The organism is Nakamurella sp. UYEF19 (assembly GCF_040546275.1).
Classification (GTDB): Bacteria; Actinomycetota; Actinomycetes; order Mycobacteriales; family Nakamurellaceae; genus Nakamurella.
This window is the reverse complement of the sequence record NZ_JBEPNO010000036.1, coordinates 1-26089: the sequence shown is the minus strand read 5'-3', so window position 1 is coordinate 26089 and position 26089 is coordinate 1. Positions and strand designations below refer to the sequence as shown.

At 68.6% G+C, this 26089-nt stretch carries 27 protein-coding genes and 1 pseudogene; 20 read left to right on the top strand and 8 right to left on the bottom strand.

All coding sequences use genetic code 11. The features are described from left to right. Nucleotides 1-15: 15 nt before the first annotated feature. From ABIB25_RS27300 to ccsB, 11 genes are all read left to right on the top strand, one after another. Complete coding sequence (locus tag ABIB25_RS27300) at nucleotides 16-1227, top strand: acyl-CoA dehydrogenase family protein (protein WP_502919911.1); 1212 nt, start codon at nucleotides 16-18, stop codon at nucleotides 1225-1227. A gap of 58 nt (nucleotides 1228-1285) precedes the next feature. Beyond that, nucleotides 1286-1525 (top strand): glutaredoxin family protein, encoded by a 240-nt coding sequence (locus tag ABIB25_RS27295; protein WP_354531673.1) that lies wholly within the window; start codon nucleotides 1286-1288, stop codon nucleotides 1523-1525. 201 nt (nucleotides 1526-1726) lie between these two features. Beyond that, the gene (locus ABIB25_RS27290; RefSeq protein ID WP_354531672.1) at nucleotides 1727-2437 is read left to right on the top strand and encodes a redox-sensing transcriptional repressor Rex; all 711 of its coding nucleotides are present in this window, start codon (nucleotides 1727-1729) and stop codon (nucleotides 2435-2437) included. A 106-nt stretch (nucleotides 2438-2543) separates the two neighbouring features. After that, on the top strand, nucleotides 2544-4067 hold the full coding sequence (locus ABIB25_RS27285) for a bifunctional uroporphyrinogen-III C-methyltransferase/uroporphyrinogen-III synthase (protein ID WP_354531671.1): 1524 nt from the start codon (nucleotides 2544-2546) through the stop codon (nucleotides 4065-4067). Nucleotides 4068-4135: 68 nt separating this feature from the next. Then, nucleotides 4136-4807, top strand: coding sequence for a hypothetical protein (locus ABIB25_RS27280; RefSeq protein ID WP_354531670.1), 672 nt, complete (start codon nucleotides 4136-4138; stop codon nucleotides 4805-4807). A 7-nt stretch (nucleotides 4808-4814) separates the two neighbouring features. Continuing rightward, complete coding sequence (locus ABIB25_RS27275; RefSeq protein ID WP_354531669.1) at nucleotides 4815-5186, top strand: hypothetical protein; 372 nt, start codon at nucleotides 4815-4817, stop codon at nucleotides 5184-5186. Between the two features lie 196 nt (nucleotides 5187-5382). Continuing rightward, on the top strand, nucleotides 5383-6006 hold the full coding sequence (locus ABIB25_RS27270) for a histidine phosphatase family protein (protein ID WP_354531668.1): 624 nt from the start codon (nucleotides 5383-5385) through the stop codon (nucleotides 6004-6006). After that, on the top strand, nucleotides 6006-6668 hold the full coding sequence (locus ABIB25_RS27265; RefSeq protein ID WP_354531667.1) for a TlpA family protein disulfide reductase: 663 nt from the start codon (nucleotides 6006-6008) through the stop codon (nucleotides 6666-6668). The genes ABIB25_RS27270 and ABIB25_RS27265 overlap by 1 nt, the downstream gene beginning before the upstream one ends. Continuing rightward, nucleotides 6668-7480, top strand: coding sequence for a cytochrome c biogenesis CcdA family protein (locus tag ABIB25_RS27260; protein WP_354531666.1), 813 nt, complete (start codon nucleotides 6668-6670; stop codon nucleotides 7478-7480). The genes ABIB25_RS27265 and ABIB25_RS27260 overlap by 1 nt, the downstream gene beginning before the upstream one ends. Beyond that, nucleotides 7481-9214, top strand: coding sequence for a cytochrome c biogenesis protein ResB (resB, locus tag ABIB25_RS27255; RefSeq protein ID WP_354531665.1), 1734 nt, complete (start codon nucleotides 7481-7483; stop codon nucleotides 9212-9214). A 123-nt stretch (nucleotides 9215-9337) separates the two neighbouring features. Beyond that, the gene (ccsB, locus tag ABIB25_RS27250; protein WP_354531664.1) at nucleotides 9338-10426 is read left to right on the top strand and encodes a c-type cytochrome biogenesis protein CcsB; all 1089 of its coding nucleotides are present in this window, start codon (nucleotides 9338-9340) and stop codon (nucleotides 10424-10426) included. Nucleotides 10427-10670: 244 nt separating this feature from the next. Here the strand turns inward: ccsB and ABIB25_RS27245 are convergent, their stop codons facing one another. Beyond that, nucleotides 10671-10880, bottom strand: coding sequence for a hypothetical protein (locus ABIB25_RS27245; protein ID WP_354531663.1), 210 nt, complete (start codon nucleotides 10878-10880; stop codon nucleotides 10671-10673). A 188-nt stretch (nucleotides 10881-11068) separates the two neighbouring features. Further along, the gene (locus ABIB25_RS27240; RefSeq protein WP_354531662.1) at nucleotides 11069-11269 is read right to left on the bottom strand and encodes a BldC family transcriptional regulator; all 201 of its coding nucleotides are present in this window, start codon (nucleotides 11267-11269) and stop codon (nucleotides 11069-11071) included. A gap of 390 nt (nucleotides 11270-11659) precedes the next feature. On the opposite strand from ABIB25_RS27240, the gene ABIB25_RS27235 reads away from it, so the two are divergent. Genes ABIB25_RS27235 through menC form a run of 6 tightly spaced genes read left to right on the top strand, consistent with a single transcriptional unit; the run spans nucleotide 11660 to nucleotide 16828 of the window. Beyond that, nucleotides 11660-12133 carry an Lrp/AsnC family transcriptional regulator gene (locus ABIB25_RS27235; protein WP_354531661.1) on the top strand — a complete coding sequence of 158 codons (474 nt, stop codon included), beginning with the start codon at nucleotides 11660-11662 and terminating at the stop codon, nucleotides 12131-12133. A 35-nt stretch (nucleotides 12134-12168) separates the two neighbouring features. Then, on the top strand, nucleotides 12169-12519 hold the full coding sequence (locus ABIB25_RS27230) for a DUF4229 domain-containing protein (protein WP_354531660.1): 351 nt from the start codon (nucleotides 12169-12171) through the stop codon (nucleotides 12517-12519). Nucleotides 12520-12524: 5 nt separating this feature from the next. Further along, nucleotides 12525-13628 carry an L-cysteine desulfhydrase Cds1 gene (gene cds1 / locus ABIB25_RS27225; protein ID WP_502919913.1) on the top strand — a complete coding sequence of 368 codons (1104 nt, stop codon included), beginning with the start codon at nucleotides 12525-12527 and terminating at the stop codon, nucleotides 13626-13628. Nucleotides 13629-13636: 8 nt separating this feature from the next. Then, nucleotides 13637-14731 carry a M20 family metallopeptidase gene (locus ABIB25_RS27220; protein WP_502919912.1) on the top strand — a complete coding sequence of 365 codons (1095 nt, stop codon included), beginning with the start codon at nucleotides 13637-13639 and terminating at the stop codon, nucleotides 14729-14731. 10 nt (nucleotides 14732-14741) lie between these two features. Further along, nucleotides 14742-15695 carry a GNAT family N-acetyltransferase gene (locus ABIB25_RS27215; RefSeq protein ID WP_354531657.1) on the top strand — a complete coding sequence of 318 codons (954 nt, stop codon included), beginning with the start codon at nucleotides 14742-14744 and terminating at the stop codon, nucleotides 15693-15695. Next, nucleotides 15692-16828: an o-succinylbenzoate synthase gene (gene menC, locus ABIB25_RS27210; protein ID WP_354531656.1), complete on the top strand. Its 1137-nt coding sequence runs from the start codon at nucleotides 15692-15694 to the stop codon at nucleotides 16826-16828. Before ABIB25_RS27215 ends, menC begins: the two co-directional genes overlap by 4 nt. Nucleotides 16829-16852: 24 nt before the next feature. Here the strand turns inward: menC and ABIB25_RS27205 are convergent, their stop codons facing one another. The 5 genes and pseudogenes from ABIB25_RS27205 to menE form a co-directional block, all read right to left on the bottom strand. Beyond that, the gene (locus ABIB25_RS27205) at nucleotides 16853-17704 is read right to left on the bottom strand and encodes a PhzF family phenazine biosynthesis protein (RefSeq protein ID WP_354531655.1); all 852 of its coding nucleotides are present in this window, start codon (nucleotides 17702-17704) and stop codon (nucleotides 16853-16855) included. A 28-nt stretch (nucleotides 17705-17732) separates the two neighbouring features. Then, nucleotides 17733-17948, bottom strand: a pseudogene (locus ABIB25_RS27200) (VOC family protein); the annotation flags it as partial. A 13-nt stretch (nucleotides 17949-17961) separates the two neighbouring features. Beyond that, entirely contained in the window at nucleotides 17962-18612 is a 651-nt protein-coding gene (locus ABIB25_RS27195; protein ID WP_354531654.1) for a hypothetical protein, read from the bottom strand. A gap of 59 nt (nucleotides 18613-18671) precedes the next feature. Continuing rightward, the gene (locus ABIB25_RS27190; protein ID WP_354531653.1) at nucleotides 18672-19544 is read right to left on the bottom strand and encodes a 1,4-dihydroxy-2-naphthoate polyprenyltransferase; all 873 of its coding nucleotides are present in this window, start codon (nucleotides 19542-19544) and stop codon (nucleotides 18672-18674) included. An 11-nt stretch (nucleotides 19545-19555) separates the two neighbouring features. Then, a complete protein-coding gene (gene menE, locus ABIB25_RS27185) occupies nucleotides 19556-20803 on the bottom strand; it encodes an o-succinylbenzoate--CoA ligase (protein WP_354531686.1) in 1248 nt (415 codons plus the stop codon). Between the two features lie 223 nt (nucleotides 20804-21026). Between menE and ABIB25_RS27180 the strand changes: the two genes are divergently transcribed. The 3 genes from ABIB25_RS27180 (at nucleotide 21027) to ABIB25_RS27170 (ending at nucleotide 25338) form a co-directional block, all read left to right on the top strand. Then, the gene (locus tag ABIB25_RS27180) at nucleotides 21027-21731 is read left to right on the top strand and encodes a response regulator (RefSeq protein WP_354531652.1); all 705 of its coding nucleotides are present in this window, start codon (nucleotides 21027-21029) and stop codon (nucleotides 21729-21731) included. Between the two features lie 103 nt (nucleotides 21732-21834). Beyond that, nucleotides 21835-23232: a HAMP domain-containing sensor histidine kinase gene (locus ABIB25_RS27175; protein WP_354531651.1), complete on the top strand. Its 1398-nt coding sequence runs from the start codon at nucleotides 21835-21837 to the stop codon at nucleotides 23230-23232. Between the two features lie 936 nt (nucleotides 23233-24168). Next, nucleotides 24169-25338: an RtcB family protein gene (locus ABIB25_RS27170; protein WP_354531650.1), complete on the top strand. Its 1170-nt coding sequence runs from the start codon at nucleotides 24169-24171 to the stop codon at nucleotides 25336-25338. Nucleotides 25339-25403: 65 nt separating this feature from the next. Here ABIB25_RS27170 and ABIB25_RS27165 read toward each other — a convergent pair whose 3' ends face one another. Next, entirely contained in the window at nucleotides 25404-25805 is a 402-nt protein-coding gene (locus ABIB25_RS27165; protein WP_354531649.1) for a GNAT family N-acetyltransferase, read from the bottom strand. Between the last annotated feature and the right edge of the window lie 284 nt (nucleotides 25806-26089).

Below are 26089 nucleotides of genomic sequence, written 5' to 3'. Positions count from 1 at the left end.
AGAGGGGGCCTGGTCATGGTGATCCCGTTGGCTCCGGCCGTCATCGACCGGGAACTGCCGAACGAGGAAGCAGGTGAGCTGCTCTCCCTGACCAGGGATCTGGTCCGTGGCGAACTGCTTCCGCAGGTCAATGCGGCCGAGGCCGCCGGCACATTCCCACGGCAGGTCTTCACCACGCTCGGAGCGGCCGGGTTGCTGTCCCTGCCCTACCCGGAGGAGTTCGGCGGCGGCGCGCAGCCGTCCGTCGTCTACCTGCAGGTGATCGAGGAATTGGCGCGAGCCTGGCTCGGGGTCGCGATGGGCGCCAGCGTGCACGTGCTGGCCTGTCACGGACTGGTCTCCTACGGATCCGACGAGCAGAAGCAGCGATACCTGCCGGAACTGCTGTCCGGCGAGCTGCTCGGGGCGTATTGCCTGTCCGAACCGCAGGGCGGCAGCGACCCCGGCGCGATGATCACCAACGCCACCCGGGACGGCGACCACTACGTGCTGAACGGGGAGAAGGCCTGGATCACGCACGGGTCCATCGCCGACTTCTTCCTGGTCATGGCGCGGACGGGGGAGCCAGGCCCGCGGGGCATCTCGTCGTTCCTGGTGCCGGGTGGAACGCCCGGCGTCGTGGCCGGGGCGGCCGAGAAGAAGATGGGGGTGAGGTCGTCGGTGACCAGTTCGGTCCGGTTCGACCACGCCGAGGTCGACGCCGACCGCCGACTGGGCGCCGAGGGTCAGGGCTTCTCGATCGCCATGTCGGCGCTGGACTCCGGTCGCCTCGGCATCGCGGCCTGTGCCGTCGGTGTGGCTCAGGCCGCGCTGGACGTGGCGGCCGAGTACGCCAGGACCCGGCGGGCGTTCGGGAGCCTGATCAGCGACTTCCAGGGCGTGTCGTTCCCGTTGGCGGACGCGGCGTCGCGAATCGCGGCGTCCCGCCAGCTCTACCTGTACGCGGCCCGCCGCAAGGACGCCGGCAAGTCGTTCTCCACCGAGGCCGCGATGGCCAAGCTCATCGCGACCGACATGGCGATGGCGGTGACGACCGACATGGTGCAGGTGCTCGGCGGCGCCGGCTACGTCGAGGACTATCCCGTCGAGCGGTACATGCGCGAGGCCAAGCTCCTGCAGATCGTCGAGGGCACCAACCAGATCCAGCGTCTCGTCATCGCGAGGTCGTTGAACCGGACGACGCGGCAGGCCCGCACAGCGGCTGCCAGCGAAAATGGCCGCTCATGAAGCCGATCACGGCGCTGGCCGGCATGGGTACAGCGGCTGCCAGCGAAAATGGCCGCTCATGAAGAAACTCAGCTTTCTGACGCGGGCCGGGTGTCATCTGTGCGAGGAGGCCAGGGCGGTGGTCGAGGCCGTGGTGGCGAGGACCGGGGCCGCGACCATCGAAGAACTCGACGTCGACCAGGATCCCGAGCTCCGCGCGGAGTACGGCGATCAGGTGCCGGTGGTGCTCATCGACGGCGTCCAGCACGGCTACTTCACCATCGACGCCGGTCGTCTGGAGCGGGCACTGCGGGCGTGACGCCGTCAGCCGGGGATCAGGATTCGGTAGGGCCGAACGGGTGGCGCGTCCCGCTATGTGGGACGGGCGAACGTGACGGAATTGGTTCCTGGTGATCCCCCTGGCTAGTGTTGCTGACAAGGCGACCTAGCACATGGTCACCGACCCAGCAGCGGCGGGGTATTGCCCCGGTGCTCCAGATGTCGAGTGGGTGGCACCAAGATGACAGGCCAGGCCGGCGAAGGTCCCCAGGGGTCCCATCGCAGTGCCCGCTCGCGTGTCATCCCGGAGGCCACGGTGGCTCGATTGGCTGTCTACCTGCGGGTACTGACCGATCGTGAGCTCGTCGGTCGGGTCGGGGGTGGCCACCCCCACATCGTCTCCTCGGCCGAGCTGGCTGCGGCCGCCGGAGTGAATCCGGCAGGCCTGCGTCGTGACCTCTCCTTCCTGGGCAGTCACGGCGTCCGCGGCGTCGGCTACGACGTCGCCAAGCTCGTCGACGAGATCCGGCGGGTGCTCGGCGCCCACCATCCGTTCCGCGTTGCGCTGATCGGGATCGGCAACCTCGGTCAGGCGCTCGCCGGCTATGCGGGTTTTGCCGGCCGGGGCTTCGAGATTGCGGCCCTCTTCGACGTCGATGCCGCGAAGGTGGGCCGGTCGGTGGGTGGGCTCGTGGTCTGTCACCTGGACGATCTCGGCGATGTCTGCGGATCCGAGTCGATCACCATCGGACTCATCGCCACGCCGGAGGCTGCGGCCCAGTCGGTCGCCGACGCCCTGGTGGCCGTGGGTATCTTCTCGATCCTGAATTTCGCTCCAGGCATGGTGTCCGTCCCCGACGGGGTCGAGGTCCGGCGAGTCGATCTCGCGCTGGAGCTGCAGATGCTCGCATTTCATGAGACGTCGAGGGCCTCGGGGGTCATCGGTTCATGAACCTGACGCATTCCAATGGTAGTTGTGGACAGATTTTGCACGGCTCGGATGCACATCGGTCGGCCACGGTCGGCATTTATCGACGTCAGTCACGAAGGAGCAGTACATGACCCGCGCGCGTAGGACAGGCGGCCGCATCATCTTCGTCGGGGCAGGCCCGGGAGATCCAGGACTGCTGACGGTGCGTTCGACGGAGATTCTGGGCGCTGCCGCGTTCCTGGTCACCGATCCGGATGTACCCGCGGAGGTCGTCGCCCTGGCGGCCAACGCCGAGGTGCACCCAGCCGTCGGGGAGGCGGCCGAGGTCGCCAAGGTGCTGCTGGCCGCAGCGAAGAGCGGGCAGGCCGTGGTCCGGCTGGTCGCCGGTGACGTGCTCACCGTCGACTCGGTCGTCAAGGAACTGCAGGCGGTGGCCAGGACGAATGTCCCCTTCGACATCGTCCCGGGCGTCTCTGCCGCTTCCGCCGCCGCGTCCTACGCAGGCATCGCCGTCGGGTCCGTGCACACGATCGCCGACGTCCGGTCCACCTCGGACTGGTCCCGGTTGGCTTCCGCGCCCGGCACGCTGCTGCTCCAGGCGACGGGTGGGCATCTCGCGGATACCGCAGCATCGCTGGCCGAGTCCGGTTTCGCCGGCGAGACACCGACCTCCGTCACGGCCGGTGCGTCCCTTCCGACGCAGCGCACGGTCGACGGCACGTTGGCCACCCTGGACGGGATCGGTCGCGACCTGACGGGACCGCTGGTGGTCGCGGTCGGTACCAACGCCGCCCAGCGGGCCCGACTGTCCTGGTGGGAGTCCCGTGCGCTCTACGGCTGGCGGGTGCTGATTCCGCAGACCCGCGATTCCAGCGACCTGATGGTAGAAATGCTGCGCTCGCACGGCGCCATCCCGGAGCGGGTACCGACCATCGCGGTCGAGCCGCCGCGCACTCCGGCCCAGATGGAACGCGCGGTGAAGGGTCTCGTCGACGGCCGCTACCAGTGGGTCGTCTTCACCTCGATCAACTCGGTGCGGGCCGTGTGGGAGAAGTTCACCGAGTTCGGGCTGGACGCCCGTGCTTTCGCCGGCGTCAAGATTGCCTGCGTCGACAACGCCACCGGCGATGCCGTGAAGGCACTCGGGATCAGCCCGGAACTGGTGTCCGGGCATCAGGAGTTCTCGGTCGGTCTGCTCGACGACTTCCCGGAGTTCGACGACATCCTCGACCCGGTCGACCGGGTGCTGCTGCCGCGCGCCGACATCGCCACCGAGACGCTGGCCGAAGGCCTGCGTGAACGTGGGTGGGAGATCGACGACGTCACCGCGTACCGGACGGTCCGTGCGGCTCCGCCGGCCGCGCCGATTCGCGAGGCGATCAAGGCCGGCGGCTTCGACGCGGTGTGCTTCACCTCGTCGTCCACCGTGCGGAACCTGGTCGGCATCGCGGGCAAGCCGCATGCCAGGTCGATCGTCGCGTGTCTGGGTCCGAAGACCGCCGAGACGGCTCGCGAGTTCGGCCTTCGGGTCGACGTCCAGCCCGAGGTCGCTGACATCTCGGCGCTGGTCGAGGCCCTCGTCGGGCACGCCACCCGCCTCCGCGCCGAGGGTGCCCTGCCGCCGCCCCGCAAGTCCCCCCGCCGCCGCTGATCCTGGCACGCGCCCACCAGGGGCTCGTGTCGTAGAGATCACCCCTCGTGGGACGGTAGGTTCCTCTCATGACTGCACCCGGATCCCGCCCGAGGAAGGGCTTCATGGCCAGCCTCCAGTCGGCCATGACCCCCGCCATCCCGGCCGACCCGGGCGCCCCCCTCGTCCGCCCCCGGAGCGTCACCATCGCCTCGGTGCTGGTGATGGTCGCGGGTGTGCTGTTCCTCCTGATCGGCGCGCTCTCGGTCGGTAGTGCGGAAAGTCAGGTTCAGGACCAAGCGAAGTCGTACAACACGGTTATTGCGCAGTGCAAGCAGTACTACGGCGGCATCGGGTCATCAGTCGTACCCACGACCGCCTCGACCCCAGCGTCCTTGGCTACCACTGTGGTCGCGGCGACCGCACTGCCCAGTGCGTGCGCAGCTGTGACTGATCTGGCATTGTCGGACAGTCAACTGAGCTCGATAAAGAGCAGTATCCGTACTTTCTCCGTCGTGCTGATCGTCATCGGCCTGGCCACCGCGGCCAGCGGTTGGTTCATGCGGGAAGGCCGCAAGTGGACCCGTCGGGTGCTGATCGGCGTGGTGCTGGTCCAGCTGGTCCTTGCCTTCCTGTTCCAGGTGTCGAACACGATCACCCTGCTGTCGACACTGTTGATCGTGGTGGGACTTTCGACCACATTCCTGGGCAAGGCCTCGGCCTATTTCATGGGTGTGGCCCTGCGGAAGAACCAGCACTGACTTCCTCGTGACGCAACCGTTCCGCGGCGACAGCTCCGATCTGGACACCGCACCGCAACCCGCGGTGCGGATGTCGGATGTCGCTGCCGGCCGGGCGGCGGGGGATGTGTCGTCCGTCCTGCTGATCCGCGCGGTGGTCGCCGGCGTCGCGACCGTCGTCCTGCTGGTCGTCGCGGTGCTGCTCTTCGATCACGGGGTCCGTCCGGACAACTTCCCGTCGTACGTCAGCGGGACCACCCGCACCGTGATCACCCGGTATTCGGCTCCCTGGATCGGCGGCGCTGCCGGTGTCGCGCTCCTCGCCGGGTTGTCGTTCACCTCGTGCTCCGTCGACGTCTTCCGACGGGTGCGCCTCCAGCGCGCCCGTCGTACCGGCTGAGTTCCAGCGCTCTTCGCAACGCTCGACAGCGTCGGTCGGTGTGATCTTGGGAAGGCCGGGACCTTGGTCCTACCTGCGACACACCGAAGACCTGGGACACTGGGAATGTGTGCCCGCCCCCCTCGATCCAGCAGCCCCGACCCGGTGATCTCCGAACCCTCGAACGTCCCTGCCCCGTGACGCCGGGCGGGTGCCGATGAGCACCACCGTCGTGCATCTGCTCCGGCACGGCAAGGTGCACAACCCGTCCGGGATCCTCTACGGCAGGCTGCCGGGCTATCGCCTCGCGGCGTCCGGGCGGGCCATGGCGCAGGGCATCGCCGATCACCTGCAGAAGGCCGACATCACCTACGTGGCAGCGTCTTCGCTGATCCGCGCCCAGGAGACCGCCACCCCGCTGGCCACCGCTGCGGGTCTGCAGATCGTCACCGACGACCGGGTCATCGAGGCCGGCAACGAGTTCGAGGGCATGAAGGTCGCCGTCGGCGACGGCGTGCTGCGTCAGCCGCGGCACTGGGCCAAGCTGCGGAACCCGTTCCTCCCGTCCTGGGGCGAGCCGTACCTGGACATCGCGCACCGGATGCTGGCCGGTATCTACGCCGCGGTCGAGGCGGCCGACGGGCACGAGGCGGTGATCGTGTCGCACCAACTGCCGATCGTCACCGTGCGCCGCTACCTGATGGGCCTCCGGCTCTGGCACAACCCGACCAGTCGCGAGTGCAGCGTCGCGTCCCTGACCTCGCTGTCCTTCACCGACGGCGTCTACACCGGTCTGAAGTACTCCGAGCCGGTCGCGCACATCGCCGCGGTGGACGACTGATGCCGCTCACCACCCCGGACGTCCTGCACAGTGCTCGCTATAGCGAGCACTGTGCAGGACGCAAGCGGCGGTTGCCGGGGTTGCCGGGGTTGCGGCGGGTGCTGCTGCTGATGGTGGTCGCGGTGCTCGCCCTGGCCGGCTGCTCGACGGGTAAGGATGCGACGGTCTACGGCGGCTCCTTCACCTTCACCTCGCCCGGCGGGAAGACCGAATTCAGCTACCCCGCGAACGAGCGCCAGGAGATCGGGGCGATGTCCGGGCCCGATCTGGCCGGCACGAAGACCATCAGCGTGGCCGACTACAAGGGCAAGGTCGTCGTCCTCAACTTCTGGGGCTCCTGGTGCTCGCCGTGCCGTGACGAGGCCGCCGGGCTCGAATCGTCATGGCAGAAGTTCCAGTCCAAGGGCGTGCAGTTCCTCGGTGTCGACGTGAAGGACTCCGCATCCGGGGCGCAGGCCTTCGTCGCCGGGAAACAGATCACCTACCCGTCGATCTTCGATCCGGGCATGCAGACGATGCTGTCGGTCCGCGGCCTGCCGACCGGTGCGCTGCCTGTCACCCTCGTGCTCGACAAGAAGGGCCGGGTCGCGCACATCTGGCTGCACGAGATCAACGAGGGCGACCTCAACACCGTCGTCACCCCGCTGACGGCCGAGTCGTGATGACATCGACCGCGACCATCGTTGCTCTCGCTGCCGCCGGACCGACGCAGACCATCGTCGACGGGCCGTTCGTGGTGGCGGCCGCACTCGCGCTGGCGGCCGGCGTCGTCTCGTTCGCCTCGCCCTGCGTCATCCCGCTGGTCCCCGGATACCTGTCGTACCTGGTCGGGCTGGTCGGGGCCGAGGGCGTCGATGACGGCGGCAACACCCGCATCCGGGTCAGGCTCCGCAGCCGGGTGATCGGCGGCGCCGCGCTGTTCGTGGCGGGCTTCACCCTGGTGTTCCTGGCCGAGCAGAGCCTGGTGCTCGGGATCGCCCGGACGCTGTCGATCAACTCGAACTGGCTGATCAGGGTGGGCGGGGTCGTCACGATCCTGATGGGGCTGGCCATGCTCGGGATGATCCGCCCGCTGCAGGCGGAGAAGCGGATCCATGCCCGTCCGAAGGGGCGCGTCTTCGGCGCGCTGCTGCTCGGCGGGTTCTTCGGCCTCGGCTGGACGGTGTGCATCGGCCCGACGCTGACCGGTGTCTTCTCGCTGTCGTACGCGACGAGCTGGAACGGCTCGGCCTGGCGCGGCATCTTCCTGGTGCTGTTCTACTGCGCCGGCCTCGGCGTGCCGTTCCTGTTGCTGGCCTTCGGGTTCGGCTGGGCCAGCAGCGGCATGGGGTTCCTGCGTCGGCACTCCCGGACCATCCAGGTGATCGGCGCCGTCATGTTGATCCTGGTCGGCCTGGCCATGGTGACCGGCCTCTGGGGCCAGTTCGTCGCCTGGATCCAGATCCGCTTCGCCAACTTCGGGACGGTGCTCTAGATGGTCACCCGCGACACCACCCACCTGACGGGCGGCCTCACCCCGGACGCTCCCGAACCGGCCGCCCCGGGGCACGGCGACGCGCCGCGCGAGCCGTACCGGCAGGGCCCGATCCGCGGGGCGCTGGCCTTCCTGCGGAACATCTGGCGGCAACTGACCAGCATGCGGACGGCGCTGGTCCTGCTCTTCCTGCTGGCTCTCGCCTCCCTACCGGGCGCGCTGCTTCCGCAGTGGTCGCTCAACACCTCGAAGACCGCGCAGTACATCATCGACCACGGGGCCTGGGGCACGTTGCTCAACCGGTTCGGGTTCTTCGAGGTCTTCGCCTCGCCGTGGTACGCGGCCATCTACCTGCTGCTGTTCACCTCGCTGATCGGCTGCCTGCTGCCGCGAACCTGGGACTTCGTGGGACAGATCCGGATGAAACCGGTCGCCACGCCTCGCAATCTGGCACGCATGCCTCACTCCGGGTCGGTCAGCACCACCGGTTCGGTGGCCGAGGTTGCGGAGCGCGTCACCGGCGGACTGCGTGGTTGGCGCAAGGTGGTGCGTACCGAAAACAGCGGGGTCACCATCTCGGCCGAGAAGGGGTTCGTCCGCGAAGTCGGTAACCTGCTCTTCCACTTCTCGCTGCTCGGCCTGCTGGTGGCCATCGCGGTCGGCAAGCTGCTCGGGTTCGAGGGCTCGGTGATCATCACCGCGGATGACGGCGCCCAGTCCAGCTTCTGCTCCTCGACCCCGTCCAACTACGACAACTTCCGGCCGGGTCTGCTGGTCGACGGCACCGACTTGACGCCGTTCTGCGTCAACATCGACAAGTTCGCCGCCACCTATACCGAAAGCGGGCAGGCCAGCTCGTTCGTGGCCTCCATCCGCTACCAGTCGGGAGCGGACCTCAACACGCAGAACCGGACGCCGATGGCGCTGGAGGTCAACGACCCGCTGCGGATCCAGGGCCAGCGCCTCTACCTGCTGGGCCACGGCTACACCCCGGAGTTCAAGATCACCTATCCGGATGGGCAGGTGCAGACCGGCGGCGAGCCGTTCCAGCCGCAGGATTCGGCCTTCACCTCGCAGGGGGCGGTCAAGTTCCTCGACCCGCCCGGCTACACCGGGGCGGCGGTGCTGAAGCACCAGCTGGCCGTCGTCGGCATCTTCGCACCGAGCGCGAGCATCAACGGCGGCATCATGACGTCGACGTTCCCGGCCCCGGAGTCACCGGGGGTCGCGATCCAGATCTATCGCGGGGACCTGGGCATGGACACCGGGAAGGCCCAGTCGATCTTCTCCATCGACACCAACCAGGTCGCCAACGGCAAGCTGGTCAAGCTCAACCGCGCGAACCTGGCACCGGGGGAGTCGATGTCGCTGGACGACGGCACGAAGGTCACCTTCACCGGCTACAAGGAGTGGGTCTCGCTGCAGACCTCGTACGACCCCGCCCAGGGCTGGGCGCTGGTCTTCGCGATCACCCTGCTGATCGGGCTGATGATCTCCCTCACCATCAAGCGCCGCCGGGTGTGGTTCCGCATCGCTGCGGGTGCTGGTGGGGCAGGGGCCGGCGAGCAGGGCTCACCTGCGCCGACGTCGACGGAGGAAGCACTGTCGGACCCAGTCCGTACCGTTGTCGATAAGGGCACGGTGAGGGTCGACATCGGCGGTCTGGCCAGGACCGACCAGGCCGGGTACGGGGACGAGTTCAGCAAGCTGATCAGGTTGGCGGAAGCTCCCTGATCCGCTGCGTTCCAGTTCTCGGGCCGCCGGGGTGACCTGGGCAGTCAGGTTCGCAGGTGACGAAGTTCCTGCAGCACGCAGTTCGTACAGCACGCAGTTCCGGTTCCACGAAAGGCACCACTCATGGCAGTCAACGATCAGCTCGGCGATGTCTCCTACCTCGGCTTCCAGGCTGCGCTGGCCGGGTACATCGCAGCCCTGGTGTGCTTCGGTATCCAGTTCGCGTCCGCCCGGGGGGCGGCTCCGACCGCCGCCGAGGCGGTGAGCATGTCGATGCGCGCGGCCAGCAAGGGCCGCACCGCGCTGCTCGACCGCGGTCAGAGCGGTGGCGTCGGTCAGAACGGTGCGATCGGCCAGATCGTGAAGCCGGAGAGACGGCCGCGCCGCCCGATGGGCGCGCTGTTCGGCCGCGCCGCGCTGCTGGTCACCGTCATCGGGTTCGCCGCACACCTCTTCTCCATCGTCACACGAGGCATCGCCGCAGGCCGCGCGCCGTGGGGCAACATGTATGAGTTCACCTCGCTGATCTGCGCGGCGGCCGTCGCCGGCTTCCTCTTCGTGTTGCTCAAGACCAAGACGTCCTCGGTCGGCTTCTTCGTGATGATCCCCGTCGTCATCCTGATGTTCGTGGGTGGAACCAAGCTGTACACCCAGGTGGAGACCCTGGTCCCCGCGCTGCACTCCTACTGGCTCGTGATCCACGTGCTGGCCGTCTCGCTGTCCTCCGGCGTGCTGATGGTGTCCGGTGCGGCGTCCGTCATGTACCTGCTCCGGGCCCGCTACGAGCGCAAGCTGCTGGCCGAGAAGGAGTGGGTGCGCGAGGCCGGGCCGGCCGAGGCCGGTGGGTTCGTTCCGCAGGCCACGGTCGCGGATCGTTCCCGGTTGGCGTCGCTGCCATCGCTGGCGGCGCTGGACCGAGTGGCCTACCGGACCGCCATCGTGGCGTTTCCCGTCTACACCTTCGCCGTCATCGCGGGGGCGCTGTGGGCCGAGGTGGCCTGGGGACGGTACTGGGGCTGGGACCCGAAGGAGACTTGCGCCTTCGTCAGCTGGGTCTTCTACGCCGCATACCTGCACGCCAGGGCCACAGCCGGGTGGCGTGGAACGAGATCCGCCTGGATCTCGGTGCTCGGTTTCGTATCGGTGTTGTTCAACCTGTTCGTGATCAACATCGTCGTGTCCGGCCTGCACTCTTACGCAGGTCTCAACTAGGTAGGTCGAGTCGCCACAGCGCTGGAGAGATTCGGGGTCGGGCTGGGGCCGGACAGATTGGGGGCCGGACAGATTCGGGGCGGGAGCTCTTCGGGGCCGGCGAGATCACGCGTGTCGCAGAGACGAGAACGCCCCGAGGCCGTGGCCTCGGGGCGTTGTCGCTGTGGTGTTGTCGCTGTGGTGTTGTCGCTGTGGTGTTGTCGACAAGCGTCGCCGACGAATCCTCGGGCCAGGGACCGATGTGCTAGCTCTTGTCCTCGCCACCGCGGAGCTTGCGGTCGATCTCGCGGAGGAATTCCGGATCGTCGTCGGGCGCCACGGTGCGGGATCTCGGTCGAGCGGGACGGACCGTGGGCGTCTGCGACGACTCGTCGCCCGATGCCCCTGCACCGATTCCACGCCAGGCCAACGCGATGACCAGAACGGTCACGGCGATCGCGATCAGCATGTACATCCGGCACCTCCTGTAGACAGCTTCGTAGTGATGCTGTCCGCCTCCACACTACGCACACCTACGCAACACCGCCGCTCTACTGTGCAGACGTCCGCAAGACACACAAAAACGCCCCCGTCCCGGCGCCGAGGAGGCGAAGGGGCGAGGGCGCCGGATCCACGATCACTGCGATCGCACCACCAGGATGCCTACGCGGAGTGGCGTGCTGCTTCCACCGTGAGGTCGGCCAGCAGAACGCTGACCTCCGACTCACGGAAGCGGCGGTGTCCGCCCGGCGTTCGGATGGATCCGATGCGGCCGGCGGATGCCCACCTGGTCACCGTCTTGGGATCCACCCGGAACATCAGCGCGACCTCGCCCGGTGTCAACAATCTCTCTGACTTCTCCATTGCTGTGCCTTCCTGTCTTCCAGGCCCCGACTGGCCTTTGAACGCCCCGACTGGCGTAAGCCTCATTGTGCCCCATTCATGCCCTTAGTTCGAGTTTCCAGAGGAACTGAATAGGTTGATATGTCCGAAATGTCGGAAACAGGCCTTTCCCGAGGGTGTGGCCTGAATGAGTGACAGCAGAAGGAATATCCACTGGTAGCGACGCTCAGCGGCCGTCTTCACGCTCTTGGTCTCCAAATTTGCCGCTGTCCGAGTCGATGCCACCGCATGGACGGGCCGTATTCCCGGGACAGATCACAAATGTGTGACGACATGCGGAGCACTGCTCACAAGATAGGTGATTCTGATCCTTCGGGTGGCTCACGAGCCTCACCCGCTACGGTTGTACCCGTGGATCTGGTGGACATGCAATTGATCGACGCGCTCCGCGCGGACGGCCGGGCCAGCTACGCCGAGCTGGCGCGGCTGGTAGGGCTGTCGTCATCAGCGGTGCATGAACGGGTCGGCAAGCTCGAGTCCGCCGGTGTGATCACCGCCTACCGTGCCGTGGTGTCACCCAGGGCGATCGGGGTCGGGGTCACCGCCATCGTGGGTATCGCGCCCGGCGAGAACGGTCAGGACGAGGTCATCGCCTCCGCACTGCAGGCCATGCCGGAGGTCGAGAGTTGCTACTCGGTCGCCGGCGACGACGCCTTCCTGGTGACGCTCCGGGTGGCCAGCGTCGACGAACTGCACACCAGCCTCGGGCGTCTGCGGGGTATCGACGGCGTGGCCAGAACCAGGACCACCGTGGTCCTCGCCACTCGTTTCGAGGGCCGGCCCGCCTCGACCGTCGATCGGGCCGGATCCGCCCCTTCCGCCTGAAGCCGGGCCGGAGGTAAGGCGCATATCCTCGATCTGTGGAAAGCCCAACGGATCACGGACAGACGAGCAACCAACCAGGCGGAAGCGAGCCCGCCGCAGAACTGGATCCGGCCGGTCACACCGGTGCCCCTCAGCTGGCCAAGTGGCTGCTGATCTACACGGCGATCCGGATCGGCATGCTGGTCGTGCTTGCCGCGGTGCTGTACCTGGTGATGCCGTTGATCCTGGCGTTGCTCTTCGCCGTCATCCTGGCGCTGCCGCTGTCCTGGCTGCTGTTCGGCGGCGTCCGTCGGAGGGTCAACGAGGCGATGGCCGCCTCGACCGTGCACCGCCGTGCCGAACGCGAGCGGCTGCGGTCCGCGCTGGACGGCCGGGACCAGCGGTGACCGAGGTGGCGACGCGGTCGGTCACCTCGGATCGTTCCGATCCGCTCGGACGGGCCTGGGTAGCCACCGCGGTGCGTCGGATCGAGGCCGACGCCATGCGCAGCGCCGACACCCACCTGATCCGCTTCCCACTTCCGCCCGGGCTGGGGGTCGAGCTCTACCTCAAGGACGAGTCCACCCATGTCACCGGTTCGCTGAAGCACCGGCTGGCCCGGTCGTTGTTCCTCTACGCGCTGTGCAACGGCTGGCTGGGCGAGGGGACGACCGTCATCGAGAGTTCCTCCGGGTCGACTGCTGTCTCCGAGGCGTATTTCGCACGTCTCATCGGGCTGCCGTTCGTCGCAGTGATGCCGGCGCGGACGTCGGTCGAGAAGATCGACCTCATCGAGCGTCAGGGGGGTCGATGTCATCTCGTCGCCGACCCCAGCGCCATCTACGACGAGTCCCGGCAACTGGCCGCCAAGACCGGCGGGCACTACATGGACCAGTTCACCCACGCCGAGCGGGCCACCGACTGGCGCGGCAACAACAACATCGCCGAGTCGATCTTCGCCCAGATGAGCCTCGAGGAGCACCCGATCCCGGAATGGATCGTCATCGCGGCCGGGACCGGCGGCACGAGCGCGACCATCGGGCGATTCGTCCGCTATCGCGGACACAAGACCAGGATCTGCGTACCCGATCCGGAGAACTCGGCGTTCTTCCAGGCCTGGTGCGATTCCGACCCGCTGCATCGGGCACCCGGATCGCGCATCGAGGGCATCGGCCGGCCGCGGGTGGAGCCGTCGTTCGTCGGGCAGGTCATCGACCGGATGGTGACCGTGCCGGATGCCTTTTCCGTTGCCGCGATGCGCGGGGTGCAGGAGGTGCTGGGCCGCAAGGTCGGACCCAGTACCGGCACCAATCTCTGGGCCGCCTTCGGACTGCTGGACCAGATGATCAGGGCCGGTCGTCGTGGGTCCATCGTGTCGCTGATCTGCGACGGCGGCGAGCGGTACGCGAACACCTACTACAACGACGAATGGGTGCGTGCCCAGGGCTGGGACCTGACGGATCCGCTGGCGGAGGTCCGGACCTTCCTCTCCACTGGTGCCTGGGCCGAGCGGTGACCGTCGATCTGCCGGCCCTGCTGGCGGATCTGGAACGGCTGGTCCGCCGTGAATCGCCGTCGTCCGACCAGGGTGTGGTGGCCAGGAGCGCCGACCTCGTCGCCGAGATCGGAACGAGCAGGCTGGGTCTCGCGCCGGAACGGCTGGTCGTCGATGGTTGCACGCACCTCCGCTGGCATCTGGGGACCGGGCCTCGTCGGGTGTTGCTACTGGCCCACCACGATACGGTGTGGCCGATCGGAGCGCTGCTGACCCACCCCTGGGCGGTGGTCGACGGGGTGATCACCGGGCCGGGCTGCTTCGACATGAAGACCGGTCTGGTGATGGCGTTCCATGCTTTGGCCGAGCTCGAGAACATCGATGGTGTCACGCTTCTCGTTACCGGCGACGAGGAGATCGGTTCGCCGACCTCGCGTGCGCTGATCGAGGACGAGGCAGCCGCCTGTGCTGCGGTCCTGGTGCTCGAGGCGGCCGGCCCCGGCGGGGCGCTGAAGACCGCCCGCAAGGGCGTATCGCGCTATCTGCTGCAGATCACCGGGCGGGCCGCTCATGCCGGTCTGGAACCGGAGAAGGGCGTCAATGCCGGGATCGAGCTCGCGCACCAGGTGCTGGCCATCGCCGCCCTCGTCGGAGTCGGGGCTCCGGGCACCACCATCACCCCGACGACGAGTGTGGCCGGGAGTGCGGCCAACACCGTGCCGGCGACGGCCACCGTCGAGATCGACTGCCGGATGTGGACCACAGTGGAGCAGGACCGGGTGCATGGCGAACTCTCGGCACTCGTGCCGGTACTGCCGGGAAGCACCCTGCTGATGACCGGTGGTCCGAACCGTCCGCCGATGGAAAGCCAGGGAGCGCAGACCCTTTTCGCGCTTGCGCAGGAGGCCGCCGAGTCGCTCGGACTCCCCGTGCTGACGCAGATGGCGGTCGGTGGCGCGTCGGACGGCAACTTCACCGCCGGCATCGGGGTGCCGACGCTCGACGGGCTGGGGGCGGTCGGTGGCGGTGCCCACTCCGATGACGAACACGTCCTGGTGACTCACCTGACCGGTCGGACCGACCTGCTGGCCGCTCTCGTCCGGCGACTGCTGGCCGCGCCGTGACCGATGGACCGTGGCCGATGGCACCGTGATCGCCGCCGCTCTGCTGGCCGAGGCGCGGGGGACCGCCGAGCGCGCCGCCGCTCGATCGTTGGCCGAGATCCGCCCGCTCGAGTCGATGCCGGACCTGATCACCGCCTGCGCATTGTTCGACCGCGTCTGGGGCTATCAGCCGGGTCAGGCTTCGGAGATGCAGCCACCGCTGCTCCGCGCCCTGGAGCACAGCGGCAGCTACCTCGCGGGCGCCTACCGGGACGAGGAGATGGTGGCCGCGTCGGTCGCCTTCTTCGCCGTTCCGCTGGACAGTGGTGGCGGGGGGCGTCCCGGGCGCCCCGGCCTGCACTCGCACATCACCGGCGTGCTGCCGGGAATGGCCGGGAGCGGTATCGGCGCCGCGCTCAAGTGGCATCAGCGGTCGTGGGCACTGGAACGCGGCATCGACCTGGTCACCTGGACCTACGACCCGCTCATCGCCCGCAACTCGTTCTTCAACGTCGCGCGCCTCGGCGCCGTCCCGCAGGAGTACCTGGTCGAGTTCTACGGGCTGATGGACGACCAGCTCAACGCCGGTCAGCCGACCGACCGGGCACTGGCGGTCTGGGAACTCGCCTCGGACACCGTGGTGGACAGGGCCGTCGGCCGGGCGGCCGCGCGATCGACGGCAGACCTGACGGAAGCCGCTGCGGGCGTTCGGCTCTCGGTAGGGCGGGACGGTCGGCCGCAGCAGCGGGATACCGACGCCGCGACCCAGCTGATCGGGGTACCGACTGACATCGAAGGCCTGCGCAGGAAGGACCCCGATGCGGCACTGGCCTGGCGGCTGGCCCTCCGTGAGACCATGGCTCCGCTCATAGCCGACCCGGCCTGGCAGGTCGTCGACTTCCTCGGGTCCGGTTCGTATGTGTTCGCCCGCAACCACTCCGCGCACGACGACTCCGCGCACGCCCGCACCGAAGGAGAAGCATGAAGATCACCGGGGTGGAGCTGCGGATCATCCGCATGCCGCTGAAGAGCCCATTCACCACATCGTTCGGCACCGAGTACGACAAGGTCGCGCTGCTGGTCACCGTGCACGCGCAGACCCGTGGCCCTGATGGGGATCTCGTCGAGACGGTCGGCTGGGGTGAGTGCGTCGCGATGGAGGAGCCGCTCTACTCCGCCGAATACCTCACCGGAGCCGCCGAGGTGATCAGGCGGTTCCTGCTGCCCATCCTCTTCGCCGCCGGCGACACCCTCTCCTCGGAGAAGGTCGGCCACCTGCTCACGCCGGTCGTCGGGCATCGGATGGCCAAGGCCGCCGTCGAGATGGCAGTGCTGGACGCCGAACTGCGGGCACGGGGTGTCTCGTTCGCGGAGCATCTCGGAGCGGTCCGCGACCGGGTGCCCTCGGGTGTGTCCGTCGGGATCCAGGATTCGATCCCGGAACTGCTGGACGTCGTCGACGGCTACCTGGCGCAGGGTTACGTGCGGATCAAGCTGAAGATCCGGCCCGGCTGGGACCTGGCGCCGGTGCGAGCCGTCCGGGAGCGCATCGGTGACGACGTGCTGCTGCAGGTCGACGCCAATGCCGCGTACACCCTGGTCGACGCGCAACTGCTGCGGCGGCTCGACGAGTTCGGCCTTCTGCTCATCGAACAGCCGCTGGGGGAGGACGACATCCGGCAGCACGCCGAACTCGCGAAGCTGCTGAGCACCCCGATCTGCCTTGACGAGTCGATCGTCTCGGCCAAGGCGGCGGCCGACGCGATCATGCTCGGGGCGACCAGCGTCATCAACATCAAGCCGGGTCGGGTCGGCGGGTACCTGGAGGCGCGGCGGATCCACGACCTCTGCGTGGCCCACGGCATCGCCGTCTGGTGCGGTGGCATGTTGGAGACCGGACTGGGCCGCGGTGCCAACGCTGCGCTGGCCGCGCTGCCGGGTTTCACCCTGCCGGGAGACATCTCCGGCTCTGACCGCTTCTACGCGCAGGACATCACCCGCCCGTTCGTCGTCCAGGATGGTCATGTCGCCGTGCCGACCGGTCCCGGGCTCGGGGTCGAGCCGATCCCGGAGATCCTCGCCGCGGTCACGGTCACGACGGAGTGGATTCCGGTCTGACGGCGGGTCGGTGTCGGCCGTGGATCAGAGCTCGACGGTGCCGCTGATGCAGGTCACGCTGTGTCCGGCCACCCAGACCTGGCCGTCGACCCGTTCGATGTGGACCCGGCCGTCACGCCCGAGGCGCGCGCCCTGGCCCGCGACGTACGACGAGGCAGCGCGACCGGATTCGATCAGCCACTGGCCGACGCTCGCGTTGAGGCTGCCGGTGACCGGATCCTCGTCGACGACGCCGCCATGGCCGAAGAACGCCCGGACCTGGAACTGGGTCGGGCCACCGTCCGTGGCCGGGCCGACGACACCGACCTTCAGGTCGCCGATGAGCGCCGGAACCGGTTCCAGCGACAGCACCCGCTCGGCGGAGGCGAGGAGGACCGCGAGCCAACCGGGCCCGTTGTCCACCCACTGGTGGTCGACGATGTCGGCGTCCGTCAGCCCGAGTGCCGCGGCGACCCTGGTGACGAGCGCGGGCTCGACCGGCCCACGGCGCAGCGGGGTCGGCGCGGCGAAGGCGAGTTTGTCTGCCCGTCGTGCCACCGTCACCAGACCGAGCCCACACTCGAAGATGATGTTGTCGCCCTTGGGTTCTCCGCCGGCCGCCAGCCAGGCGTGCGCGCTGCCAAGGGTCGGATGGCCGGCGAACGGAAGCTCGTTGCTCGCCGTGAAGATGCGCAGCAGGTAGTCGGCCGACGGATCGTGGGGCGGCAGGATGAAGGTGGTCTCCGACAGGTTGGTCCAGTTCGCGAAACGGGCCATCTGATCGTCGGTGAGGTCGGTACCGTCCAGCACCACGGCGAGGGCGTTGCCGCGGAAGGGTACCTGCGAGAACACGTCGATCTGGGCGAAAGGGCGTCGCCGGCGGGCGTTGTCGGTCATCGCCCGACCCTCTCACAGGCAGACCCACTCACCGGTCGGGCCGGTGCTCTGCGCTCATCGTCAGCAGCTGGATCAGGTTGCCGCAGGTGTCGTCCAGGACGGCGGTGACCACCGGGCCGGCCGCGATCGGACCCTGCGTGAACACCACGCCGGCCGCGGACAGCCGTTCGAATTCGCTCTGGACGTCGTCGACGGCGAAGGAGGTCCACGGGATCCCGTCTGCCACCAGGGCCTCCTTCAACGGGGGTCCGCCCCGCTCAGCGGACGGCGAGAATGCGTGACCGCAGCCAGTCGAGGGCGTTGTCGCGGTCGGCGATCAGGTGTCTCGTCATCAGGATGTGATCGGGGGCGAGTTGCCACGCATGTTCGGTGAGGACCGGGATCACCGTCAGTCGGAGCCGGAACGGTCTCGAGCGCCAGAGACTCTCGGCCTCCCTGGCGATGTCCTCCAGACCGTCCCTCGGAGCGGCGTGGGCTCGCTTGGTCCGGGGGTCGCTGGAGATGGCATCCGCCCAGAGGCTGGCCCGCTCGTGCTGCTGCTGGAGTACCAGGCGGAGGGACGGACTGGCCTGGAACGCGGCGAAGCGGGGTGGCCGCAGGTCGTCCTCCCCGGCCGACCCGACCAACAGCAGATGGCGCCACCAGCGGGTCCACTCCAGCGCCACCTGCTCGCGATCGACGAGGCCCGGCGGCAGGTCGCCGTACACCGCGTCCCGGACGCCGGTGGGTAACCCGATCGATGGACGGCGGGCCCAGGCCGGCCAGATCGAGGACGACGGATCCAGGATCGGGATGTCCGGCGTGGCCAGTTCGGCCACGCCGGCTGCTTCCCGGAGGTAGAGGGCGATCGCCAGCACCGACGGTTCGTCCACGGAGATCTGGCAACTCTCCGTACCGGCGATGTACATACCGGACATGGTCCACGTTCGCCCGGAAGTTTGCACGGATTTGGCCCGGCCGGCGGTGCCTAGCGGCCGAGGGCCAGCCCGATGGTGATGAGTACCGCGTAGACGAACTCCAGCCGCCCGATGGCGCCGAGCGCCTTGATCAGGGACGGTCCCCGGTCGCCGCCGAGAACCTGTCGAATCGGCGGGACGGCGAGCGGCAGGCTGAGCAGGGCCAGCAGGCACCACGGATGACGGACGCCGATCACCGCGACGGCCAGGTACGCGCCGCCGACTGTGAGGGCGAGCACCGATCGGGCCAGCCGATCGCCCAGGAGTACGGCCAGGGTGCGCTTCCCGGAGACGGCGTCGGTGGCCACGTCACGCAGGTTGTTGACCATCAACAGGGCGCAGGCCAGGAGGCCGATCCCGATGGCAGCGGCGACCGAGGTCGGCGTGATCCGACCGCTGTTGACGTAGGTGGTGCCGAGCACGGCGAGCAGGCCGAAGAACAGGAAGACGAAGATCTCGCCGTACCCGGCGTAGCCGTACGGCTTCGGTCCGCCGGTGTAGAACCAGGCGGCGGCAACCGCGGCGACCCCGAACGGAAGCAGCCACCAGGTGGTCGAGGCGGCAAGGGCCAGGCCGGCGAGCCCGGCGACGACGAAACAGGCGAACGCGGCCAGCTTGACGTCGCGGGGTCGGGCGGCGCCGGACCCGACCAGCCGCATCGGCCCGACCCGCAGCTCGTCGGTGCCGCGGATGCCGTCGGAGTAGTCGTTCGCGAAGTTGACGCCGACCTGCAGCGCGAGGGAGACGAGAAGGGCCAAGAGGGTGCGCCACCACGAGAGGTGATCGATGGCGAATCCGGCGCCGGCGCCGACCAGGACGGGGGCCACCGCGGCCGGCAGGGTGCGCGGTCGGGAGGCCGAAAGCCACTGGGTTGCTGATGCCACGTGCACAAACCCTAGCCGGGCTGCGACGGGGTCGGCGCCATCGTCGCGCTGACCGCTGCGGAAGCGACGAGGGTCACGGCTGCCGTCCGGTCCGGTTTGCCCGGTCCTCGCAGGGGTAGTTCGCGCACCAGCGTGAGCGAGCGGGGGTGCAGTGCCCGCGGAATCCCGGCCTGGTCGCAGGCCGCGCGGAGGTCGGCCAGGCTGGGAGCGTCCGGCTGTGCTGTGGCGTTTCGCGTGTCCGGCTGGTCGGTGGCTCGAATCGGCACCACGAGGGCCGCGGGGGACTGCCCCCAGGTCGCGTCGGGGACGCCGACGACGAGGACCTCGGCGACACCCGGGAGCCGGGCGATGGCCTCCTCGAGCGTGGTCGGGGCGATCTTCAGCCCGCCGGTGACGATGACGTCGTCGATCCGGCCGAGGATCCGCAGCCGCCCGTCCGCCCACTCGCCGAGGTCGTCGGTGCGGAAGGTGTGGTGTCGCTGTCCGGTGGTGAGGGGGAAGGCCGGGTGGCCCGGGAGGTTGCGGTAGCCGCGCCCGACCATCGGTCCCTGCAGGACGATCCGGCCGTCCGGTTCCAGCGTGACCTCGATCCCGTCGAGCGGCACGCCGTCGTAGACGCAGCCGCCGCAGGTCTCGCTCATGCCGTAGGTGGTGACGACGTTGATGCCGGCGTCGCCTGCCCGCTGGAGCACCGCCCCTGCCGTGGCGGCGCCGCCCACCAGGACGGCGGTGAAGGTCCGCAGCTCCGTGGTGGCGTCGTCGTCCGTCAGGACCCGTTGCAGTTGGGTCGGGACCAGGGACAGGTACCGGGGGCCGTCGGGCAGCGACCTGGTCGACGTGACGAACCGTTCGGGGGTGAACGGCAGGCCGGTGTCCAGGACGTGCGGGGTGGTGCCGGTGGTCAACGAGCGCAGCAGGACCTGCAGGCCGGCGATGTGCTGCGTCGGCAGCGCCAGCAGCCAGGTGCCCGGCGGGCCGAGCCGCTGCGCCGTGGCGGCAGCCGAGGCGGTCAGCGCCGACCTGGTCAGCAGGGTGCCCTTGGGGGTGCCGGTGGAGCCGGACGTGGCGATGACGATCACCGTCGGGTCGTCGGGGTCGTCCTCGTCCGCCGAGAGCGGGGCGCCGATGCCGAAAGCCGCGGTGAGCAGCTCGATCTGGTGGTGGTCGCCGATGGCGACCGGCGCGAGTGCCGGTCCGGTGCCCTCGATCGCCCTGGCCAGCCGCGGCAGGACCTCCAGCAGGGCTGGGCCGGTCGGCATCTCCAGCAGTTCGACCGTGCGTGTCAACGGATCTCGCACTCGCCGCACTCGCAGTTTGCCATGCGGTCCAGAATATCTTCATCGGATCCGAACACCCGATTGACCGGGTCCGATCGTCGGTGCCGGATCATCGATCGGGGACCTTGGACTTCTCGAGAAGTTCCCGGACAGGCCACGTCGAATGACGAGGGCTGCGAGTACGGAACGAGGGAGACTGCCGGACATGGACCAGACCACGGGCGCGGCGTCGGCGCGCGGGCTGGTGCTGGTGGTCGAGGACGAGAGCACCATCGCCGACGTCATCCGCCGCTATCTGGTCGCCGCCGGTTTCACCGTGCAGACCACCGGTCTCGGCCGCGATGCGCAGGCGATCATCCGGCGCGATCGGCCGGTGGCGATCGTCATGGACATCGGACTTCCGGACATCGACGGCCTGACGATCTGCCAGCAGTTGCGAGCGGCCGGCGACTGGACGCCGGTCCTGTTCGTCACCGCCAGGGACGAGGATGTCGACCGGATTCTCGGCCTGGAACTCGGTGGGGACGACTACCTGGTGAAACCGTTCAACCCGCGCGAGTTGGTGGCTCGGGTACGGACGGTCCTGCGGCGCTCGGGGGCGGCCTCGGTCGGCGCCTCTCCGGTGCTCGTTGCCGGGCGGCTGCGCGCCGACACCTCGCAGCGGCGGATCTGGGTCGATTCGCAGGAGATCGCCCTGACCGCAACGGAATTCGATCTGCTGGTCCACCTGATGAAACATCCGGAGCGGGTGTTCGACCGACAGAGCCTGTTGAGCTCGGTGTGGGGCTACGCAGCCGCGTCGGGTCTTCGGACGGTGGACGTGCACATCGCCGCGCTACGCTCGAAACTCGGTGATGCCAGCCCGATCCGGACCGTGCGGGGGGTCGGCTATGCGGTCGAGGCGGGCTGATCCAGGTCCGGTTGAGCCTGGCGCTCCGGCTGGCGTGGTGCCTGTCGGGTCCGCTGGGCCTTCTGCGCCTGCGGCGCTGCCGGTCCGCCGGACGTCTTTAGCCTTGCGGATCACCGTGCTGGTGGTCTCCGTGGCCGTCGCGGTGGCCATCATCGCCGGGGTGGTCGGCGCCGCGATGATCCGGAACACCGCCGTCGACGTGACGCGGACGTACCTCTCGAACCAGGCGAACGTGCTCCAGCAGCAACTCGCCGGCGAGGATCCCGGCTACCGGATCGGACTCGTCAAACTTGCCCAGGTCTTCAAGCAGCAGGGCATCTCGGTGGTCACGGAGGGACGGAACGGCCGCCTGGACGGGGCGGACGCGCAGGCCGTCCGGCAGGCGACGAACGCCGCGGTGGCCACCCTTGCGGACGGCACGGTGCTATCGAGGACGCTGAACGTCAACGGCCGCACCGAGTTGCTGGAGGCGCGGTCGGTGAACGGCCGGGCCTTCGCCCTGATTGCGTCGGCCGATCTCGGCGCCGGGACGCAGAAGACGTTGCAGCGTCGGGTGTTGCTGGCGTTGGGGATCGGCCTGCTGGCTGCTGTCCTCGGCGGGTTGGTGATCGCCCGGCTCGTCACCCGCCCGTTGCGGCGCACTGCGGACACCGCCCGGGCGATGGGCGCCGGCTCCCGGCAGACGAGGGCGCCGGTGGCCGGTCCGCAGGAGGTCGCCGACGTCGCCGTCGCCGTCAACGAGCTGGCAGATGCGCTGCAGCACAGCGAATCTCGTCAGCGAGAATTCCTGACCTCCGTCTCGCACGAACTGCGGACGCCGCTGGCGGCGATCAGCGGGCAGGCCGAGGCGCTGAGCGACGGGATCGTGCCGGAATCGGAGGTGCCGCAGGTCGGGCGGACCATCAGGGCCGAGTCGGCGCGGCTGGAGCGGTTGGTGTCGGATCTTCTGGACCTGGCACGGCTCGGGGCCGATTCGTTCCGGCTGGAGCTCGGACCGTGCGATCTGACGGCGCTGATGAGGGAGATGGCGTCGGTCTGGCAGGTGCGGTGCGACCAGCGGGCGGTGCCCCTGATCGTGTCGGCGCCCGGCGGTTCGGTGGTGGTCGTCACCGATGCGCGCCGCCTTCGTCAGGTGCTGGACGGGTTGGCGGAGAACGCACTTCGGCTGCTGGCGCCCGGTCGGCCGTTGGTGCTGGCGGTGGATGTCCCGGTAAGTCCGGTTGTTCAGGGAGTTCCGGGACCGGGTGCGCCGCAGGTCCTCCTGCAGGTGCGGGACGGCGGGCCGGGTCTCGAGCCGCAGGACTACCCGGTCGCCTTCGAACAGGGGGTCCTGCACGAGCGGTACCGCGGCCGGCGGCCGGGCGGTGCCGGACTCGGACTCGCCCTGGCGCACAGCCTGGTGACCAGGCTCGGCGGCGTGATCACCGCCGGGCCCGCACCCGAAGGCGGGGCCTGCTTCTCGATCCGGTTGCCGCTGCCCGGCGGTCGGTCGCAGGTTTGATCGGTTGTTCAGACCTGGGGGGCACGGAGATGAGCGAGCACAGCCAGAACCCGCCGGTGGCCGTCCTCGCCCTCGGATAGGTCCAGCACGAGAACACCGATCTGGTGAGCGCTGTGCTTGATCCGGGTCGTCGCCTTGATTCGGAGCTACTGCCACCGCGATGATCTCGTCCTCGTCCGGGTCTCCCGCGACGATGAGCGATCCGTTCCCGGCCGGCGTCTTTTGCGCCACCGAAATACCGTGGACGATCGCCCACCTGTTGATGTTCCTCGGGATGCTCGGCTCGGCCCGGCCCGGCCCGGCCCGGCCCGGCCCGGCTCGGCTCGGCTCGGCTCGGCCCGGCTCGGCTCGGCCCGGCCCGGCCCGGCCCGGTCCGGTCCGGTCCTGGCCGGCCGATCTGCGGCGGCGTGGGTCGGGTCGTGGATCACGGCGGTCGGCATGGGACTGTTGGTCCCGGCGGAGTTCGCCTTCGTCTTCGCAGCGAACGCGCAGGAGGATTCGTCGGTCTCCATCGCCCTGGGGACGGTGATCGGACTGAACTCCGTGGTGGCTGGGATCGGTTTCGTGGTCTTCGGCATCGCCGTCGTCCGGCTGGCTCCTGGCGCGGTCCCGGGCGCCTCGCCCCGCTGGTGTCTGGAGCCTTCGTGCTTCTGGCCCTGTTCCGGTCCAGGCCATTCGCCGTCGATCTTTCTCTGGCCGATCGCCGGCTGGAGTGGCTGTTTCGTGTTGCTGGGGATCGCCATGCTGCGGGGTGGGTCAGATCAATCCGCTCGAGGTCCTGGGGGCGTGACGGTCCTTTCAGGGCACAAATTCACTACCCGCCGGCTGGTGTCGGCAGGTACGGTGCTCCAGCGTGGTCGGTCCCGGCCATGTTCTGATAGCTCGAAACCGTTGCCTGGCAATCGTTTTTTCGCGCTCCCGACCCGAGGTTCCACCATGATCCAGATTTCCAAGAGGCTGATGAGCTGGGCGTCGATCATCGACGACCTGACGCTCGATCAGGCGACGACCACCGCCACCCTGCCGTTCATCTTCCCGCACCTCGCGCTGATGCCCGATGCGCACCTGGGCAAGGGGGCGACGGTCGGATCCGTCATCCCGACGCTCGGCGCCATCGTCCCGGCCGCCGTCGGCGTCGACATCGGTTGTGGCATGCGGGCTCTCCGGACCCAGTTCACCAAGGCCGACCTGGCCGGCCATGATCTCGCCGCTCTGCGGATGTCCATCGAACGAGCCGTTCCGCTGTCGGCCGGTCACCACAACAGCCGGATCCTTCCCACGGCCGAGCCGCGTATCGCCGAGCTGGAAACGCTTGCTGGAGATGATCTGTCGACGATCAACAGCCGCTCGGGCAGCTGGCATCGGCAGCTGGGTTCGCTCGGCAGCGGTAACCACTTCCTGGAGGTGACGGCCGACGAGACGGATCGGATCTGGCTGTTCCTGCACTCTGGGAGCCGGGGTGTGGGGAACCGTATCGCCCAGCACCACATCGATGTCGCCAAGAAGCTGGCGGCGAAGTGGTGGATCACCCTGCCGGACCCGGATCTCGCATACCTGGTGGAGGGCACTGCGGAGTTCGATGCCTACATCACGGAGCTGAACTGGGCGCAGCGTTTCGCGGCGCTCAACCGGGACGAGATGATGGACCGGATGGTGTCCGCGCTCGAGCACTGGATCGGCCACGAGGTGCAGGTGGACTCGAACATCAACTGCCACCACAACTACAGCGCGGTCGAGGAGCATTTCGGCAAGCGGGTGTGGGTGTCGCGGAAGGGTGCGATCCATGCCGGGCTCGGAGTGCCCGGGTTGATCCCCGGCTCGATGGGGACGGCTTCGTTCGTCGTCGAGGGATTGGGAAACCCGTTGGCACTGTGCTCTTCTCCGCACGGTGCCGGCCGGGCCTATTCTCGGACCAAAGCGAGGAAGACGTTCACCGGCGATGATCTTCGGACGGCGATGGCGGGGATCGAGTACCGCGACAGCGACGCCTTCATCGACGAGATCCCCGGCGCCTACAAGCCGATCGAGCAGGTGATGGCCGACGCTGCTGATCTCGTCACGGTGGTGCACGAACTGCATCAGCTGGTGAACGTGAAAGGCAATTGAGCTATTTCCGCGCCGGTTCTGGCGCCTGACGGTTGTCTGCCGACCGTCAGGCGTTGGGATCGGGGCTACAGGCGGATCAGGCCGGCCGTTGTCGGTTCGAATCCGCAGGAGCCGAGGTAGAACTCCTGCAGATCGGGTTCGAAGTCGACATGCAGGTACTCGCATCCGGCTGCGGCAGCAGCATTTTTCGCGGTAGCCACAAGTTGTCGGCCGATCCCGCGTCTGCTGGCGTCGGCTGCGACCATCACGTCCTGGAGCCAGGCATGGATGAAGCCGTCCCAGGGCACGTTGACGAATCCGATCAGGGTGCCGTCCTGGCGCGCTACCACCCAGCCCAGGCTGTGCCGGGCCGTCATTCCCTCCCAGTCCCATTCCTGGTCCGAATACAGCCGGCCGCCGAAGGCTTGGGCGTGCAGCGCATTGACTTCGCTGTTGTGGAAGGGCCCGCGCCACGAGTAAGTGCTCATGAGGTCAGCGAAGACGCCGTGTCAAGCCGATTCCCCCTGCGTTTGGCGCAGGGGGCGTGGTGCGCTGGTGCGCTCGGCGCTGGGCGCTGGGGGCTGGGCGCGGGTCGGGGTGCGCGGGTGCGCTGGGCGTGGTGCGCTGGGCGTGATGCGGGTGCGCTGGGCGTGGTGCGCTGGTCGTGGTGCGGCACGACACCCGTTCGTATCGGGTTGCTGACTTGGAGTGACTGTCGGTGGTCCGGTCTAGGGTTTTGGTATGGGGACAGCCACCGATGTGCAGGCCGAGC

What these genes read in the sequence shown, in the direction of transcription:
- ABIB25_RS27295 (WP_354531673.1), top strand. Translation starts at nt 1,286, where the DNA reads ATGAAGAAACTCAGCTTTCTGACGCGGGCCGGGTGTCATCTGTGCGAG.
- ABIB25_RS27245 (WP_354531663.1), bottom strand. Translation starts at nt 10,880, where the DNA reads ATGTACATGCTGATCGCGATCGCCGTGACCGTTCTGGTCATCGCGTTG.
- ABIB25_RS27165 (WP_354531649.1), bottom strand. Translation starts at nt 25,805, where the DNA reads ATGAGCACTTACTCGTGGCGCGGGCCCTTCCACAACAGCGAAGTCAAT.
- ccsB (WP_354531664.1), top strand. Translation starts at nt 9,338, where the DNA reads ATGGCAGTCAACGATCAGCTCGGCGATGTCTCCTACCTCGGCTTCCAG.
- ABIB25_RS27285 (WP_354531671.1), top strand. Translation starts at nt 2,544, where the DNA reads ATGACCCGCGCGCGTAGGACAGGCGGCCGCATCATCTTCGTCGGGGCA.
- ABIB25_RS27270 (WP_354531668.1), top strand. Translation starts at nt 5,383, where the DNA reads ATGAGCACCACCGTCGTGCATCTGCTCCGGCACGGCAAGGTGCACAAC.
- ABIB25_RS27280 (WP_354531670.1), top strand. Translation starts at nt 4,136, where the DNA reads ATGACTGCACCCGGATCCCGCCCGAGGAAGGGCTTCATGGCCAGCCTC.
- ABIB25_RS27290 (WP_354531672.1), top strand. Translation starts at nt 1,727, where the DNA reads ATGACAGGCCAGGCCGGCGAAGGTCCCCAGGGGTCCCATCGCAGTGCC.
- menC (WP_354531656.1), top strand. Translation starts at nt 15,692, where the DNA reads ATGAAGATCACCGGGGTGGAGCTGCGGATCATCCGCATGCCGCTGAAG.
- ABIB25_RS27260 (WP_354531666.1), top strand. Translation starts at nt 6,668, where the DNA reads ATGACATCGACCGCGACCATCGTTGCTCTCGCTGCCGCCGGACCGACG.
- menE (WP_354531686.1), bottom strand. Translation starts at nt 20,803, where the DNA reads ATGCCGACCGGCCCAGCCCTGCTGGAGGTCCTGCCGCGGCTGGCCAGG.
- resB (WP_354531665.1), top strand. Translation starts at nt 7,481, where the DNA reads ATGGTCACCCGCGACACCACCCACCTGACGGGCGGCCTCACCCCGGAC.
- ABIB25_RS27180 (WP_354531652.1), top strand. Translation starts at nt 21,027, where the DNA reads ATGGACCAGACCACGGGCGCGGCGTCGGCGCGCGGGCTGGTGCTGGTG.
- ABIB25_RS27170 (WP_354531650.1), top strand. Translation starts at nt 24,169, where the DNA reads ATGATCCAGATTTCCAAGAGGCTGATGAGCTGGGCGTCGATCATCGAC.
- ABIB25_RS27195 (WP_354531654.1), bottom strand. Translation starts at nt 18,612, where the DNA reads ATGTACATCGCCGGTACGGAGAGTTGCCAGATCTCCGTGGACGAACCG.
- ABIB25_RS27300 (WP_502919911.1), top strand. Translation starts at nt 16, where the DNA reads ATGGTGATCCCGTTGGCTCCGGCCGTCATCGACCGGGAACTGCCGAAC.
- ABIB25_RS27265 (WP_354531667.1), top strand. Translation starts at nt 6,006, where the DNA reads ATGCCGCTCACCACCCCGGACGTCCTGCACAGTGCTCGCTATAGCGAG.
- ABIB25_RS27240 (WP_354531662.1), bottom strand. Translation starts at nt 11,269, where the DNA reads ATGGAGAAGTCAGAGAGATTGTTGACACCGGGCGAGGTCGCGCTGATG.
- ABIB25_RS27205 (WP_354531655.1), bottom strand. Translation starts at nt 17,704, where the DNA reads ATGACCGACAACGCCCGCCGGCGACGCCCTTTCGCCCAGATCGACGTG.